Below are 14,416 nucleotides of genomic sequence, written 5' to 3'. Positions count from 1 at the left end.
ATCCCTTTCCGGGTCAGAGGCCGGTGACGGCGAAACCGAGGGAGCGATCTGGTGTCTGTCCCTCGCACTTGGGATCACGTGAGTCGAACAGGTCGCCCCAGCTCGCCCGGCAGCGGAACAGCTCGACGCCGACGGCGCCGGGCGCCCCGGGCACGGACTGCGGCGCGCTGGTCCAGATGAAGCCGAGCCTGCGCACGACCGTCTTGCCTTCGCAGGCGGCGTCGGCGGAGGTGAAGGTGTCGGTGCCGTCCTGGCAGCTCATCAACGCCGTGGTGCCGGGCAGCTGGGTCATCGACAGGGTCCCCATGTTGCCCTCCGGACGGTAGTTCGCCGGGAGGCGGGCGGTGTCGCTGGCGTGGTCGTACGGGTAGCCCGTCGTGTTGTGCCTGATCAGATGGGTGTAGGCACGCGTGTAGCCGAGCTCGAACTCCTTCGTCTGGCCCTCACACCCGGGATCCGTGGAGGCGAAATGCCCCACGCCGGGAAACTGGCACCGGTAGACCAGGCGCGTGGGCACGCCGGCGGGCGGCGTGATGTAGAAGCGGCCGACGCTGCCGAGATCGGTGTAGGTGCCGCAGTTGTCAGGGTTGAGGAAGTAGTCGGACGTCCCGCTCCGGCAGGAATAGATGACCCGGGTGTTGGGCTCATCGGTGCCGGCCGGCTGACCGAGGGAGAACTCGAAGTGCGAACCCGCCGGCACCGGCCCGTCCGTCACGATGTGCGGGCCCGCGAGGTTGACGTATCGGGCGATCTGGCTTCCGTAAAGACTGCGTCGCTTGGTGACGGGCTTCTCCTTGTCCGCCTTGATCTGGTCGGCGGTACGGACGCCGGTCCACGCGTGCACGTCGTCGATGTCTCCGGCGAACGGCGTCGCCGCGGCGCTGTTCTGCCGGCCCCGCCCGATCTGGAAGGCGCCTGTGGCGTTCACCGTGGCCGTGGCCTTCTTCCAGGCCACCTTCGAGCCGTCGACATAGAGCTGGATCTCCTGAGCCGCCGGGTCGTAGACCCCGGCCAGCTGCGTCCACGCCCCGGCCTGCGCGCTCTCGCCCGAATCGGCGCTGAGGGCGGTCAGCTGGGTGTCGGTCGCGGACTGCGGCAGCGCGAACGACCACTTGTGGGTGTCACCGCGATAGCGCAGCTGGAAGCCGCTCCCCTGGCCGGCGTCCTGGCTGAGGACCGTCCGCCACTGATCGTCGGCCGCCTCCAGCCTGGCCCACGCGGTGACGGTGAAGCCGGCATCGGTACGGAGCACCGGCACGCCGGTCGACAGGGTCTCGGTGCCGCCGCCGAACCGCACCGCCCCGTTCCCCACCTTGCCGGTGGTCCAGGACGCGGCGCTGCCCAGGGCGCCGATCCGGTAGCTGCCGGACACCTCCTGAGCCGTCGTGCCCGTCCCGTCGTCGAGCGGCAGGAACAGCTCCTCGGCCGCCGGGCTGCCGGCCAGGTCGTGGATCTCCTCGGTGGCCAGGGCCCGGTCGTAGATCCGCACCTCGTCCAGCGAGCCCGGCCAGTAGTCGACCGGCCCGGCGGCGTAGCGGGCCCGGCCCAGCTGCACCGTCCCGGTCGCGCTCCACGGCGTGGTGTGAGCGGCGGGCGCGCCGGCGACGCCGTCCACATAGAGCTTGATCTCCCTGGCGGCGGCGTCGTACACGCCGACCAGATGGGTCCACCGGCCGGCGACCGCCGGGCCCGCCGATTCCGCGACGTGACGCTCGGCGGCGTCGGCGTCGGAGGCCGGCATCATGAAGTTCCACTTCTTGGTGCCCGGGTTGTACTGCAGGAAGAACCCGCTGATCCGGGTGCCGTCCTGGCTGACCGCCGTCCGGTAGGCGGTGTCGAGCCGGTCCGGCTTCACCCAGGCCGAGACGGTGAACGTCTTCGCCGTGTCCACGGTGGCGCCGCCCGCGGTGTTCGCGTACGCGGTGCCGCCGTCCAGCCAGAGCGCGTCACCGTGCCGGCCGGTCCGCCAGCGCGCCGCGGTGGAGAGGGTCGCGTCGTGCTGGGCGGGCGACTCGTCGACGGCCTTGGTCTCGACGTACCCGTCGAGCTTCCAGTGGCCCCTCGGCGGCGTGCCCGGCCCGACGATGAAGTGGTAGCGGTACTGCGGCCCCAGGTTGCCCGCGCGGTCGACGCTGCGGGCGTACAGGTCCAACGAGCCGTCCTCGGGCGGCGTGACCAGCACGTTCGCGCTGCCCGAACTGGCGGTGGCGGAGGAGAAGGTGTTCTCCAGGCCGTACAGGGAGTACTCGAATCCCTGCACGTCGCCGACGCCGTCGGCGCTCAGGGTGAATCCGCCCGTGCGCCCGATGCCGCCGCCTCTGGGGCAGGGGTCGTAGTCCGGTGGCGGGCATTCGGGGTAGGTCACCGAAGTGATCTTCGGCGCCTTGTCCGGGCCCTTCCTGTCGATGGTGACGTCACACCACTGCCCCCACGGCCCGAAGTCGACGCCGTCAGCGCCCCGTACGCGATAGGCCAGATTGGCGCCGTCCGCGGCGTTCGCCGTCGGCACGTCCATGGTGAAGGTGGAACCGGACGCCTTGTACTCCGTGGCGGCCACCCCGAGCCGCGCGCCGAACCTGGTGTACCACTCGAACTGGGCCTGCACCAGGCCACCGTCGGGATCGGAGACGACCGCCGCCATCTGCGGCCCGCGCGGTCCCTTGTTGGGGTCGTTGTCGATGTAGGGATTGATGTACGGCTCGTTCGGCTGCACGGCGCACGCGGTGTTCTCCACCGTCTGGCCGGTCGGCGTGTTGGGGTAGCTGTTGTACGTGATGACCAGGCTGGGGTTGGTGTTGAACTTCTTCCAGCCATACGCGTCGCCCTCGTTCGCCGCCTTCAGCATGATCGCCGTGAGGCCGTTGCTGTTCGCCACCGCCGTGTTGACCGCGGCGGTCGCGTCGAACCCGACCCAGTTGCCGGGGCAGGCACCGCTGTAGCCGTAGGCGACGTTGACCGTTCCCAGGCCGACCGGGCCGCCGCCGGGGAAGGGCTGGTTGTTCCAGGTCGTCCCCGCGCCGACGGGGTTCGTCCCCCACGCCTCGACCGGCCGGGCCGAGCATGAGGGGGCGTAGTTCTCGAAGGCGTTGAACTCCGCCACCTGAACGTGCTTGCCGACCATGAACGACGCGTCGTACTGGAAGTACGAACGGGCCACCCCGATGCCGTTGCAGCCCGGCCAGTTGCAGTAGCCGACCTTCGCCAGGTTCTCCCCGTCACCGCCCCAATAGGCCTGCGACGGATGGCCGGACAGCACCATGGCGAACCCCGTCTGGCCCGCGGCGAAGTCCGGATCGATGTACATCGGGAACGTCGCCGCCGGATCGGCCAGCAGCTTCTTGTCCGGCCGCAGGACCAGCGTGTCCTTGCCCAGCTCCAGCTCGCCCACGGCCCGCTTGGCAGCGGACGGCGTCGAGTCCCACGTCATCGGCGCGCCGGACGCGAAGACCTGCTTCCCCTTGTCGTCGAAGGCGGCGATGTTCCCGTGCCCGTCGTCGCGTACCGAGACGCCCTTCGCCGCCAGGCCGAACGTCAGCTCGGCTAGCTTCGGATTCGCCGCCGCGGCCTTGTCCTTCACCACCAGCACCTCGGTGAAGCCCTGGGCGGTCGCGGTCATACGCAGATCCACCCCCGCGATGACGTCTGGGTAGGTCGCGGAGTCCCGGCTCAGCACCGGCTTCGGCAACGGCGCCGGCCAGCGCAGCTCGACCTGCGCCTTGCCCTGCCCCAGCCGTACGAGAGGCTGGTCCCCGCCGCCGGAGAAGACGACGGGAACCGTGGTCGCGCCCGGCTCCACACCGCCGTCGGCCCGCAGCCGCAGCGCCGTGTCGACCGGCACCCACCCGGAGTCACGCTTGACGCGAACCGGGATGGTCCGCAGCTCGGCCGTGAACGATCCGTTCGGGTTGGCGTAGACGTCCCGGCTCTCGGCCTGCTCCGCGGTCACCGCGACCCGCTTACCGGACCGCTTCGCCTCACCGACCGCCCAGGACGCGGAGCCCACCGGATCGCCGGCGGTGAAATGGGGTGAACTCGCCTCTGCCGGCGCCGGCGCCGCCACGGGTAATAAGCCGGCACATAAGGCCGTCAATCCCACGAGCGGAGCACGCAAACATCGCCACATCAGGTCTCCAAAAGGTCATCGGGGGCAGCCTGCAACGGTCCTGTTGAGGTGCCGGTTCCGGGGGAAGAGGCCGCACGTCTTGGCCAGGCTCAGTGTCAGCTGCCGAAGATCCTTGAGCCAGGGCATACACCGGACATTTGGCGGACTTTGTCCCGCCTTACGCACCAGGTCTGGCCGGGGGCTCGCGGTGATCTCAGGAGGTGCGGGACACCGCCCTGTCCGGAGTGGTAAGCCAGAGGCGTGCCCGATGTACGGCTGCGGATGACCTTTCGCTACATCCACGAACCGCTGCACGTGGACGAAGACGCCTTTTCCATGCTCGGCAACGAGGCGTTCGTGGCCGAGCTCAAACAGCGGTTACGCTGGCTGACACGCTGTCCTACGTGGCCGGCCTGGGCGTCTTCCGGCTCGACCTCAAGCCGGCCAACATCATCGTCAATCCTGCCGACGGTCCGGTGATCGTCGATGTCGGCATCGCGAAGAGTGCCGAAGACCACAACTCGACCATGCCCAACATGAGAGTGGGCACCCCCTCGTACATGTCACCTGAAGGAGTACAGGGGACGACGCAGGACCTCAGATCGGATATTTACACACTCGGGCTGGTTCTGGCCTTCGCCGCCACCGGCCGTTCGCCGGCGGGCAGCGAGAACATCCAGGACGTGCTCCTCCGCATCCTGCAGGGCAATCTCGACTTCACCGGCATCGAGCCGCCGCTGCTCGACGTGATCAGACGCGCCACCCGTCTCTATCCGGCCGACCGCTTCCAGAACCCCGGCGAGCTGCGGGCCGCACTGCTCGGGCAGAGCACCCCACCGCCTCCCCAGTCGATCTCCGAGTACGTCGAAGCCGACCTTGACGATCCAACGCCGCTGGCCACCCACCCGGACCTGCCGTATGCCCCACTGGGGCCCGAGAACGCCGGGACCATGGTCTACGGCGTGAGGTGTCCGAACGGGCACTTCACCGACGGGGAGCGCCGCACCTGCATGGTGTGCGAGGCGGATTTGGGGCAGTATCCGACGAACTACAGCGCCATCCGTCCCAAGCTGGGCGATCTCGTGCTCGACGACGGCCGCGAGCTCCCTCTTGACGACGGTTACGTCTTCGGCGGCAATCCAGGGGACGACGCATATGTCCGTACGGTGAGGGTGGAGGGCGCCGACAAACAGCACCTGATGATCCAACTGGACGGCTGGCGCATCTACGCCTACGACCTGGACTCGGCGAGCGGGACGGCGATCAGGTTCACCGAGGACGGCGAGTTCCAGGACGTCCCACCCGGAGCCATCGTGAGCCTGCACCCGGGGATGTCGATCCGCCTGGCCGGCCAGGCCACCATCACCTACCGAGGCCGTGCCGGCTGACCGCTGTCACGTTGGCTCTCCAACACCAGGCGAACGACGGCTACCAGCCCGTCCCATGGATCTTGGCTCGTGAGCGCGTCCAGGAGTTCCCGGACGCATGCCGACTCCAGCCGAAGCGAACCGCTGCGGAGCCGACTGCTGATGTACCAATTCCGATTCGTAGATAAAGGCGAGGTGGCATCATGACCAAGACCTTGATCGACCTCGACGACGAAGCCTTGGCCGAGGCCGCGAAGCTGCTCGGCACCTCCTCCAAGAAGGACACGGTCAACGCCGCCCTGCGAGAGATCGTCGATCGACGCAGACGCGCGGCGGCCGTGGCTCGCATGCGCGAGATGGTGGCCGCGGGAGAGATCGACTTCTCCGTCATCGACAAGGGTGACAGCGCGCAACAGGGCGTGGCGTGACGGAGCTCTACCTCATCGACACCAGCGCATTGGTCCGCTTCTACCGCGGCCAGGTCGGGACAGAATGGGACCAGGCCGTCTCCGCCGGGCTCGTCGGCATCTGTGAGCCGGTCAGACAGGAGTATCTTCGCGCCGTCGGCGGCCGACCCGCCTTCTACGAGGTCGGCAATCTCCTCCACGAAACCTTTCCGTACTACTTCATCCCCGAATCGGCCTGGAACGAGAGCGGCGAGTTGCGGCGCGAACTCGCCGACAAGGGCTGGCACCAATGTGCCTCGCCGGTCGACCTGCTCATGGCGGTGACGGCCCGGCACCACAAGCTCACCGTGCTGCACGCGGACGCCTACTTCGACACGATCTCCCGCCTTACCGGGCAGCCGGTGCGCTGGATCAGCTGACTTGCGCAGGGCGTGACCCTGGCTCGCAAGGTCACTATCACGGCCGAATCTCCTGTCTGAGCCGCGGTTTCCAGGTACGTTCGCGGTGAACGCGGCGAGCCCTCCCGTCTCCTCTCGCGATCCGGCCACGCCGCCATGTGTGTGCCTGGAGGGTTCCTGGTGGCAAGAACTCGCCGAAACAAACAGAGCAGGGGGCTTCGGCCCGCGAAGCCCTCCCCCGATCGCCCGCCCCCAAAGAGGCAGGCGATCCGGCGGCGGCCGAGTCCGCCGAGGCCGGGCGAAGCAGACCGGCGCTGGTCTGAGGCTTCGGACGAGTTCGATTAATCGGGACATGTAATATCCCTGATATGTTCATGGGCGAGGGCGTCGAGTGGGGCCTGCACTGCTGTCTGGCACTGGCATGGCTGGAAGAACAGGCACCGGTGGCCACGAGCCAGCTGGCGGAGATCTTCGTGCTCCCGCCCGCCTACCTCAAGAAGCGGCTACAGCCGCTGGTCCGGGCGGGCATCCTGGCGTCCACCCCGGGCGCGCGCGGCGGCTACCGCCTGGCCCGTACGCCCGAGCGCATCACGCTCATGGACGTCGTGAGCGCGATCGAAGGGTCGGCCGAGGCGTTCCGCTGCGCCGAGATCCGGCAGCGCGGCGCCGGCGCGGAGACCCCGGCCCGGGAGTTCGAACGCCCATGCGGCATCGCCACCGCGATGCGCCGAGCCGAGATGGCCTGGCGGCGAGAGCTGGCCGCTCAGACGCTCGCGGACCTCATCGCCGCCAGCCCCAGCGGCGCCCCCCGCCGAGTACAACGCTTCCACCAGCGACTCGGCAGCTGACGCCACGGCCCGGCCGATCGACTGGGCTCTTACGACCGACGACACGGCCCGGCCGATCGGCCGGGCCCTCTTACGAAGGAGAATCGGGATGCCAGATGTCTCGATAATGGTCGGCCGAGCCGCCGCACCACCGACGCGCCGGGGGCGCCGGCCGGTCGGCCGTGCCGACCGGGGCGGGGCGGCTCACCAGCACCCATCCCGGCCGGACGGGCTGGGCCCGGTCCTGGTCCTGGCCCTGGGCACCTTCTCCGTGGGCACCGACGCCTTCGTCATGGCCGGCTTCCTGCCCAGCACCGCCGCGAACCTCGACGTATCCACCGCCACGGCCGGGCAGGCCATCACGGTCTTCGCCGTGGCGTACGCCTTCCTGTCTCCGCTCCTGGCCGCCGCGACCGCCCGCGCCCCGCGCCGCGCGCTCCTGGTCACCGCCCTGCTCGTCCTGGGCCTGGCGAACCTCGGCTCCGCCCTGGCCCCTGACTTCGCGCTGCTGATGACCTCCCGGATCGCCGCCGCCGCAGGAGCCGCCGCGTTCACCCCGAACGCGGGCGCCGTCGCCGCCACCCTCGTACGCCCGGAACGACGAGCCCGAGCACTGGCCGTGGTCATCGGCGGGCTGACCATCGCCACCGCGCTCGGCGTGCCGCTCGGCGACCTGGCCGGCCACTGGCTGGGCTGGCGTTCCGCCCTCGCGCTGGTCGCCGGCCTCTGCCTGATCACCGCGATCGGCGTGGCCCTCCTGCTGCCCGCCCTGCCCGCGAACCCGGCGGTCCCGCTGCGCACCCGCCTGGCCGTCCTGGGCAACCCCGCCTTCCGCGCCATCCTGCCGCTGACCGTACTCGGCATGGCAGCCGCCTACATGGTGTACGCCTACAGCGTCCCTGCTCTGTCAGCCGTCGGAATCAGCCCCTCGGCCACCGTCTGGGTCCTGGCCCTTTACGGGGTGGGCGCCGTCGCAGGCAACCTCGCCGTCGGATACGCCACCGACCGCTGGGGCGGCGTCCGCGTCTTGACCACCGGCTACCTGACGATGGCCACCGGCCTGGGGCTCCTCGGCACGATGGCCGCCACCCACACCACTTCCCCGGCCTTGGTCGGTCTGCTCGCCATGGCCTGGGGCGCTGGTAGCTGGTGCCAAACGCCGCCGCAGCAGCACCGGCTGATCGCCGCCGCCCCACAGGAGGCTCCGCTGGTCGTGGCCCTGAACTCCTCCGCCATCTACGTCGGCATCGGCACCGGAACCCTCCTCGGCGGACTGACTGTCTCCTACGGCGCCACGAGCATGTACGCAGCCGCCACCGCTCTGGCCGTCCTCGCCTTGACCTACCTCCTGGCCACCGTCGGCAGAGCTCGGGGCAACAGATCTCGGGGAAAGGAAGCCGAAGGCAGCCCCTGACCGGCGACCTGGTGCTCAGTCTGTGGACGCTTGGTTCTCGGCGCGTTTGGTGTCGTTGGGCACGCCGACGAAGGTCCCCTTGCCCAGGACCGAATAGAGCGTGCCGTCGGCCAGCAGGGCATTGAGCGCCCGGCGGGCTGTCCCTTTGGAGACACCCAGTTCGACAGCCAGTCGCGGCTCGCCAGGGACGGGCATGCCCGGTTGGTATACGCCTGCTGCGATCCTTCGGCGGATCTCGTCTGCTACGGCCTGCCAGCGGAGCTCATCAGGCTTGAAGTCCACGGGGCAACGATAGGGCCAAGTACCCACTCATTCCCCGAGGTACCTACGAGGAGGCAGTGGGCCCCTGATCGCTGGCTCGTTGACGAGAACGTCCAGCACCGGCCGACGGACAGCCGACTACCCCTGGTCACTGACCTCGATGATGGTCTGGTCTGCGGGCAGCAAGCGAGTTTCTCCGTCTGGGGATGTGATGACCAGTATCGGGATGCCTTCAGCCATGCCGAGTTCCTTGCGCTCGGGTTCGGTTGGCATGCGTGCCATCAAACTCGTGCCGTGAGCGATGGGAACGGTAACCGCCTCGCCTGCGTCTCGGACGCGTGAACCTCGGAGTTGGGTATCGATGAGCCCTTCGCCTCTGAGTACGGCCATAGCCCGACGGACAGAGTCACGGGAGATACCGAACTCGGCCACATAGTCGCTCTCGGCGGGAAGCCTCTGCCCAGGGCGAAGCTCTCCCTGTTCGATGCGCGCCCGGATCAGGTCCGCGAGCTGCTTGTAGACCGGGCGGTCGGCGCTGGGATCGATGGCCATGGCTTCGAAGCTACGTAGCACTGTACGTGCTTCACATTGCAGATACGTTCGTATGTAGCTACATTCGTAGAAGCATTGACCAGTCTTAAGCAAGGCAGGCCCGTGACACTTCATGAACTCGCAGCCCAATACCCGAGCTGGGTGATCTGGCGCAGTACGGCCGATAACGGCCTCGGATCCTGGTACGCCACACGGCGCGGAGTCCCCCTGACCAACGTGCAGGTGAATGCCGGGATGGCACAGACGGTGTGTGCCGATGATGACGCCGCCCTGGTCCAGGAGTTGCGACGGCAACAGGAGATCGCCCTTCCGTCCGGCGACGAGGCATAATCCCATGGCGAATCTGGCCCAGCTCGATGACGAATACCACGGGCTTCACGCAGCGGCGGTGCAACCTGGCTACAGGCGCGTGGCCTGGCAGGAATGCCATGAACGCACCACACGGGTGCGCGTCTGCGACTACACCTGCGAGTGCCAACAGATCGTCTACGAGTTGTGTCAGGCGGGCGGCTTGATGTTCGTCCGGCGCTTCTACCGCCGCGATGGCGTGCTCGAACATCAAAGCGATTGGCTGCGTGCCCCCGCAGCGACACAACTGTGGTCGCGCATCCTGCTGGGGCAAGCTCGATGAAGCCTGGTCGCCGATCAACTGCGGTAGCTCAGCGACTGGGCCCGCCGGTCAAAGGAGTGCTGACGACCTTGCCAGGCACTTCCTGGCCCCAGACGGTCAACCCCCGGGGAGCGCGAGGGGCCGGGGCCCCTCGCCGGGGCGGAGCCCCAATGAGCACAGTCTGAGCGCAAGCGGAGCCCATGCTTGTGAGCAGGGGGAACAGCCTGAGCGCAGCGAAGTCCGTGCTTGAGGGATGATGGGCTGTGGCTGAGGACCAAATGAGGAGGCTCCGGTGACCCGTCAGATCGTCTCCGTTGTGGGTGGCAAGGATGCCGCCGGCACCGACACGTACGAATCGACCAACCCCGCACGCATCGCCGAGGTCGTCGCCCGCGTCGGCCTGGTCGATGCCCAGACGTTCGCCGACGCCTGCCGCACCGCCAAGGACGCGCAGCGGGAGTGGGCCAAGGTGCCGGCTCCGGTGCGGGGGCGGGTGATCGCGTCGATCGGGCGGCTGGTCGAGGCCAATGCCGAGGCGCTGGCCCACCTGGTCACCCAGGAGATCGGCAAGCCGTACGCCGAAGCCCTGGGCGAGGTGCGGGAGATCGTTGACACGTGTGACTTCTTCCTCGGCGAGGGCCGCAGGCTGTACGGGCAGACCGTGCCGTCGGAGATGCCGGACAAGAAGCTTTTCACCTTCCGCAACCCGGTAGGCGTGGCGGCGGTGATCACCGCCGGCAACTTCCCGGTCGCGGTGCCGTCCTGGTATCTGGTTCCGGCGCTGCTCTGCGGCAATGCCGTGGTGTGGAAGCCGGCCGAGTACGCGGCGGCCTCCGCGCACGCGATGTACCAGCTGTTCGCCGCCGCGGGGCTGCCCGACGGGGTGCTGAACATCGTGTTCGCCGACGGCGTCCAGACCTTCCAGGGGCTGGAGCTGGCGCTGGAAGAAGGCACGGTGCACAAGGTCGGGTTCACCGGGTCCAGCGAGGTCGGCAGGAAGATCGGGGAGCTCACCGGGCGGCATCTGCAGGCGGCCTGCCTGGAGCTGGGCGGGAAGAACCCGATGGTGATCATGCCGGACGCCGATCTCGATCTGGCCGTCGAGGGGGCGCTGTTCTCCGGCTTCGGTACGGCCGGCCAGCGCTGCACCAGCCTGGGCACGGTCATCGTGCATGAGAGCGTGCACGATGAGTTCGTCGAGCGGTTCGCCCAGGCCGTACAGAACGCCAAGATCGGTGACCCGGAGCAGGACGTGCTGGCGGGCCCGCTGCTGGACCAGAAGTTCGCGGATCGGTACGAGGAGTACCTGACCTGGATCCAGCCCCACCACCGCGTGGTGTCAGGAAATATCGGGAAAATCACTGACCAGGCCCCGCGCCAAGACTTCACCGGTGACGGCGGCCTCTTCTACCACCCCGTGGTGGTCGATGGCGTCAAGGCGACCGACCAGCTGTTCCTGGAGGAGACGTTCGGGCCCATCGTGGGCGTGACGACCTTCGAGACGATCGACGAGGCCATCGAGCTGGCCAATCTGCCCGGCTACGGCCTGTCCAGCTCGATCTACACCACCGACGCCCGGCACGCGTGGAAGTTCCGCGAGGGCATCTCCGCCGGCATGGTCAGCGTCAACAACTCGACGTCCGGCGCCGAGGCGCACCTGCCCTTCGGCGGCAACGGCAAGTCCGGCAACGGCAGCCGCCAGTCCGGCATGTGGGTGCTCGACCAGTTCACCCGCTGGCAGGCGATGAACTGGGACCACTCCGGTCACCTGCAGAAGGCCCAGATGGACGTCGTGGACATCGCGCCGGATATGAGCTTCCGGCTCTAGGTCCTTCTACCTTGAGGGAAGAAAACCACCCCGCCGGGAAGCACCGGCTTTCCGGCGGGTGATGGCCGTGTCACGATAACGGCGCCTTCGATTACAGGGAGAAGCCGATGCGTGACGATCCGACACCGTTAATCGAGGCGCCGACCACCCCGGCGCCGTCGACCAAGGCGCGGGCTACCCAACGGGCTGCTCAACAGACCGCGCAACGGACGATCCGGCTGCGGGCAGGCTTCCCCTGCCGCTGGAGTGTGTGGAGCACCGACGGCAAGGGCTGGTTCCCGCGCAACACCCCGCCGGCCCGCGACCTCGACGGCCTGCCGTACTTCCACGGCGACGACCTGGTGCTCCACGTCCCCCACGAACCGCTGACGGTCAGGGCGGCCCGAGGCATGGAGTACGGCTGGGCGGAGACGACCCTCGTGCCGGGCGACGGCGAGACGCTGGTCGAGCTGACGCCGCGGCGCATCTACGACGCGGCGGCCCGCGGCTGGTACGGCGCCGACCTGCACGTCCCCCTCACCCGGTCGTCCCAGTGGGTGGCCGACTCGCAGCACGGCGAGGACCTGCACGTGGTCAACCTGCTGCCGGGCGACCAGGACGCCGTCGAACGATGGTCCGGGCGCGATCTGCCGTGGTCGGACGAGACGCACGTGGCCAGGGTGGATCTCGCCCACCACGCGCTCGGCCCCGAAGAGGGCTACGACAACGTCCGCAAGCTGCGCGAACGGGGCGCGCTCATCGGCTACGCCAACGCCTTCCGCGGTCCGGTCGAGACGCCCGAGCAGCTCGTCGGCGCCGGCGATCCGCGCTACGACGCGCGGCTGTCGGTGGTCGACGCGGCGCTCGGCCTGGTCGACAGCTTCTGCTCGGCGATCGGCTCGGACCGCGCCTACCGCCGGCTGATCGGCGCGGGCAACCGCGTCGCCGCCGTCGCCGGTACGGCCCACCGGCTCGGGCCGATCGGACGCGAACGCACCTACGCGCACGTGGCCGGACGGCTGACCGCCGAGTCCTACGCCGACGCCGTACGGTGCGGCCGCACGTTCGCCACGACCGGCCCGTTTCTTGAGCTGTCCATCGAGGGCCAGGGCCCCGGCGCCACCCTCGACCTGGCTCCCGGCAGCAGGGTGCGGGTCATCGGGCGGGTGATCGGGCCGCTGGTGGAGAACGTACGGCTGCTGACCGCCGACGGCGAGCTGGCCGCGGGCCCGCCCGGTGAGGTGGCGGCGGAGCTGACGGTGATCTGGCCGACCTATGTGGTGGCGGTCGCCGAGGGCGGCGGCCAGGTACGGGCGCACACGAGCCCGGTCTACCTCGACGTCGAGGGCCGCCGGGTGGCCAGGGAAGAGGACGTGACGTTCTGCCTGCGCTGGCTGGAACTGCTCGAAGAGCTCGTCAGGGACCGGGTGTGCGCCGACTACCTGGCGGTCGTGGAGGAGGCCCGCAGGGTCTACCAGTCCCGCCTGGCGTGAGAAAACGGAGGAACGCGGGCCCCATATCGGGGGTGCCCGCGTTCCTCTTCACGTATTACCGGGAGGATCAGACCTGGCCGGCCTTTTCCAGGGCCGAGCAGCAGGTGTTGACCAGCAGGCGGGTGACCACGTACGGGTCGACGTTGGCGTTGGGGCGGCGGTCCTCGATGTAGCCCTTCTTCTCCACCTCGACCTGCCACGGGATGCGTACGGAGGCGCCGCGGTTGGAGACGCCGTAGCTGTACTTGTTCCACGGGGCGGTCTCGTGGGCGCCGGTCAGGCGGCTCTCGATGCCCACGCCGTACTGGGTGATGTGCTCCATCGGCTTGTCGCCCTCGCCGAGGGCCTCGCAGGCGGTGATGATGGGCTCGTAGCCCTCGCGCATCGCCTTGGTGGAGAAGTTGGTGTGCGCGCCGGCGCCGTTCCAGTCGCCACGGGCGGGCTTGGCGTCGAGCGTGGCCTCCACGCCGAACTCCTCAGCCGTGCGGTAGAGCAGCCAGCGGGCGATCCACATGTGGTCGGAGACCTCCAGCGGACCGGCCGGGCCCACCTGGAACTCCCACTGGCCTGGCATGACCTCGGCGTTGATGCCGGAGATCGCGAGGCCGGCCGCGAGGCAGCGGTCGAGGTGGAGCTCGACGATCTCGCGGCCGAAGATCGCGTCGGCGCCCACGCCACAGTAGTAGGGGCCCTGCGGGGCGGGGAAGCCGCCCTCGGGGAAGCCCAGCGGGCGGCTGCCCTTGAAGAAGGTGTATTCCTGCTCGATGCCGAACCAGGAGTCCTGGTCGGCGAACTGCTCGGCGATCGGGCGGAGCAGGGCGCGGGTGTTGCTCTTGTGCGGCGCGCCGTCGATCTCCTCGACCTCACACAGGACCAGCACGCTGGAGCCACCGCGGATCGGGTCAGGACAGGTGAAGACCGGACGGAGCACGCGGTCCGAGGAGTGACCCTCGGCCTGGTTCGTGCTGGAACCGTCGAAACCCCAGACCGGCGGCTCGGCTCCGTCAGCCAGGATTCTGGTCTTCGAGCGCAGCAGGGCGGTGGGCTCGGTGCCGTCGATCCAGATGTACTCAGCCTTGTAGCTCACGTCGGTCCTTTCAGGGTGTCTCACAGCCACGCCGAGTCTTGCGGTCAACCGTTTCCCGCTTTTTGCCCGAATGTGAACGTCGTGTTAATCA

At 68.8% G+C, this 14,416-nt stretch carries 13 protein-coding genes; 9 read left to right on the top strand and 4 right to left on the bottom strand.

The genetic code is table 11. The features are described 5' to 3' along the window. Positions 1-13: 13 nt before the first annotated feature. Positions 14-3,946, bottom strand: a complete 3,933-nt coding sequence (locus LDL49_RS04090) for a LamG-like jellyroll fold domain-containing protein (protein WP_225289513.1) — start codon at positions 3,944-3,946, stop codon at positions 14-16. A 377-nt stretch (positions 3,947-4,323) separates the two neighbouring features. Here LDL49_RS04090 and LDL49_RS04085 point away from each other — a divergent pair, with 377 nt between their 5' ends. From LDL49_RS04085 to LDL49_RS04065, 5 genes are all read left to right on the top strand, one after another. Then, the gene (locus tag LDL49_RS04085; RefSeq protein ID WP_308016063.1) at positions 4,324-5,490 is read left to right on the top strand and encodes a protein kinase domain-containing protein; all 1,167 of its coding nucleotides are present in this window, start codon (positions 4,324-4,326) and stop codon (positions 5,488-5,490) included. Between the two features lie 182 nt (positions 5,491-5,672). Next, positions 5,673-5,897, top strand: a complete 225-nt coding sequence (locus LDL49_RS04080) for a type II toxin-antitoxin system VapB family antitoxin (protein WP_225289512.1) — start codon at positions 5,673-5,675, stop codon at positions 5,895-5,897. Further along, complete coding sequence (locus LDL49_RS04075) at positions 5,894-6,295, top strand: PIN domain nuclease (RefSeq protein WP_225289511.1); 402 nt, start codon at positions 5,894-5,896, stop codon at positions 6,293-6,295. Before LDL49_RS04080 ends, LDL49_RS04075 begins: the two co-directional genes overlap by 4 nt. A gap of 347 nt (positions 6,296-6,642) precedes the next feature. Further along, entirely contained in the window at positions 6,643-7,122 is a 480-nt protein-coding gene (locus LDL49_RS04070) for an RrF2 family transcriptional regulator (protein ID WP_225289510.1), read from the top strand. Between the two features lie 88 nt (positions 7,123-7,210). Continuing rightward, positions 7,211-8,515: an MFS transporter gene (locus tag LDL49_RS04065; protein WP_225289509.1), complete on the top strand. Its 1,305-nt coding sequence runs from the start codon at positions 7,211-7,213 to the stop codon at positions 8,513-8,515. 15 nt (positions 8,516-8,530) lie between these two features. Here LDL49_RS04065 and LDL49_RS04060 read toward each other — a convergent pair whose 3' ends face one another. Both LDL49_RS04060 and LDL49_RS04055 read right to left on the bottom strand, forming a co-directional pair. Next, positions 8,531-8,797, bottom strand: coding sequence for a GntR family transcriptional regulator (locus LDL49_RS04060; protein WP_225289508.1), 267 nt, complete (start codon positions 8,795-8,797; stop codon positions 8,531-8,533). 117 nt (positions 8,798-8,914) lie between these two features. Continuing rightward, a complete protein-coding gene (locus tag LDL49_RS04055) occupies positions 8,915-9,328 on the bottom strand; it encodes a GntR family transcriptional regulator (RefSeq protein ID WP_225289507.1) in 414 nt (137 codons plus the stop codon). Between the two features lie 102 nt (positions 9,329-9,430). Between LDL49_RS04055 and LDL49_RS04050 the strand changes: the two genes are divergently transcribed. The 4 genes from LDL49_RS04050 to LDL49_RS04035 all read left to right on the top strand — a co-directional run bounded on the left by LDL49_RS04050 (position 9,431) and on the right by LDL49_RS04035 (position 13,238). Beyond that, positions 9,431-9,658, top strand: a complete 228-nt coding sequence (locus tag LDL49_RS04050) for a hypothetical protein (protein WP_225289506.1) — start codon at positions 9,431-9,433, stop codon at positions 9,656-9,658. A gap of 4 nt (positions 9,659-9,662) precedes the next feature. After that, positions 9,663-9,959 (top strand): hypothetical protein, encoded by a 297-nt coding sequence (locus tag LDL49_RS04045; RefSeq protein ID WP_225289505.1) that lies wholly within the window; start codon positions 9,663-9,665, stop codon positions 9,957-9,959. 271 nt (positions 9,960-10,230) lie between these two features. After that, on the top strand, positions 10,231-11,766 hold the full coding sequence (locus LDL49_RS04040; protein WP_225289504.1) for an aldehyde dehydrogenase family protein: 1,536 nt from the start codon (positions 10,231-10,233) through the stop codon (positions 11,764-11,766). Positions 11,767-11,873: 107 nt separating this feature from the next. After that, the gene (locus LDL49_RS04035) at positions 11,874-13,238 is read left to right on the top strand and encodes a CehA/McbA family metallohydrolase (protein WP_225289503.1); all 1,365 of its coding nucleotides are present in this window, start codon (positions 11,874-11,876) and stop codon (positions 13,236-13,238) included. A gap of 67 nt (positions 13,239-13,305) precedes the next feature. Here the strand turns inward: LDL49_RS04035 and glnII are convergent, their stop codons facing one another. After that, on the bottom strand, positions 13,306-14,325 hold the full coding sequence (glnII, locus tag LDL49_RS04030; protein WP_225289502.1) for a glutamine synthetase: 1,020 nt from the start codon (positions 14,323-14,325) through the stop codon (positions 13,306-13,308). Between the last annotated feature and the right edge of the window lie 91 nt (positions 14,326-14,416).

The sequence above is a fragment of the Nonomuraea aurantiaca genome, assembly GCF_020215705.1.
In the GTDB taxonomy this organism is placed as follows: domain Bacteria; phylum Actinomycetota; class Actinomycetes; order Streptosporangiales; family Streptosporangiaceae; genus Nonomuraea; species Nonomuraea aurantiaca.
The sequence above is the reverse complement of the archived record's forward strand: the minus strand, read 5'-3'. Positions and strand labels throughout refer to the sequence as shown.

Excerpts from the sequence above, each read along its gene's own strand:
- LDL49_RS04055 (WP_225289507.1), bottom strand. The coding sequence starts at position 9,328 with ATGGCCATCGATCCCAGCGCCGACCGCCCGGTCTACAAGCAGCTCGCG.
- LDL49_RS04045 (WP_225289505.1), top strand. The coding sequence starts at position 9,663 with ATGGCGAATCTGGCCCAGCTCGATGACGAATACCACGGGCTTCACGCA.
- LDL49_RS04070 (WP_225289510.1), top strand. The coding sequence starts at position 6,643 with ATGTTCATGGGCGAGGGCGTCGAGTGGGGCCTGCACTGCTGTCTGGCA.
- LDL49_RS04080 (WP_225289512.1), top strand. The coding sequence starts at position 5,673 with ATGACCAAGACCTTGATCGACCTCGACGACGAAGCCTTGGCCGAGGCC.
- LDL49_RS04065 (WP_225289509.1), top strand. The coding sequence starts at position 7,211 with ATGCCAGATGTCTCGATAATGGTCGGCCGAGCCGCCGCACCACCGACG.
- LDL49_RS04035 (WP_225289503.1), top strand. The coding sequence starts at position 11,874 with ATGCGTGACGATCCGACACCGTTAATCGAGGCGCCGACCACCCCGGCG.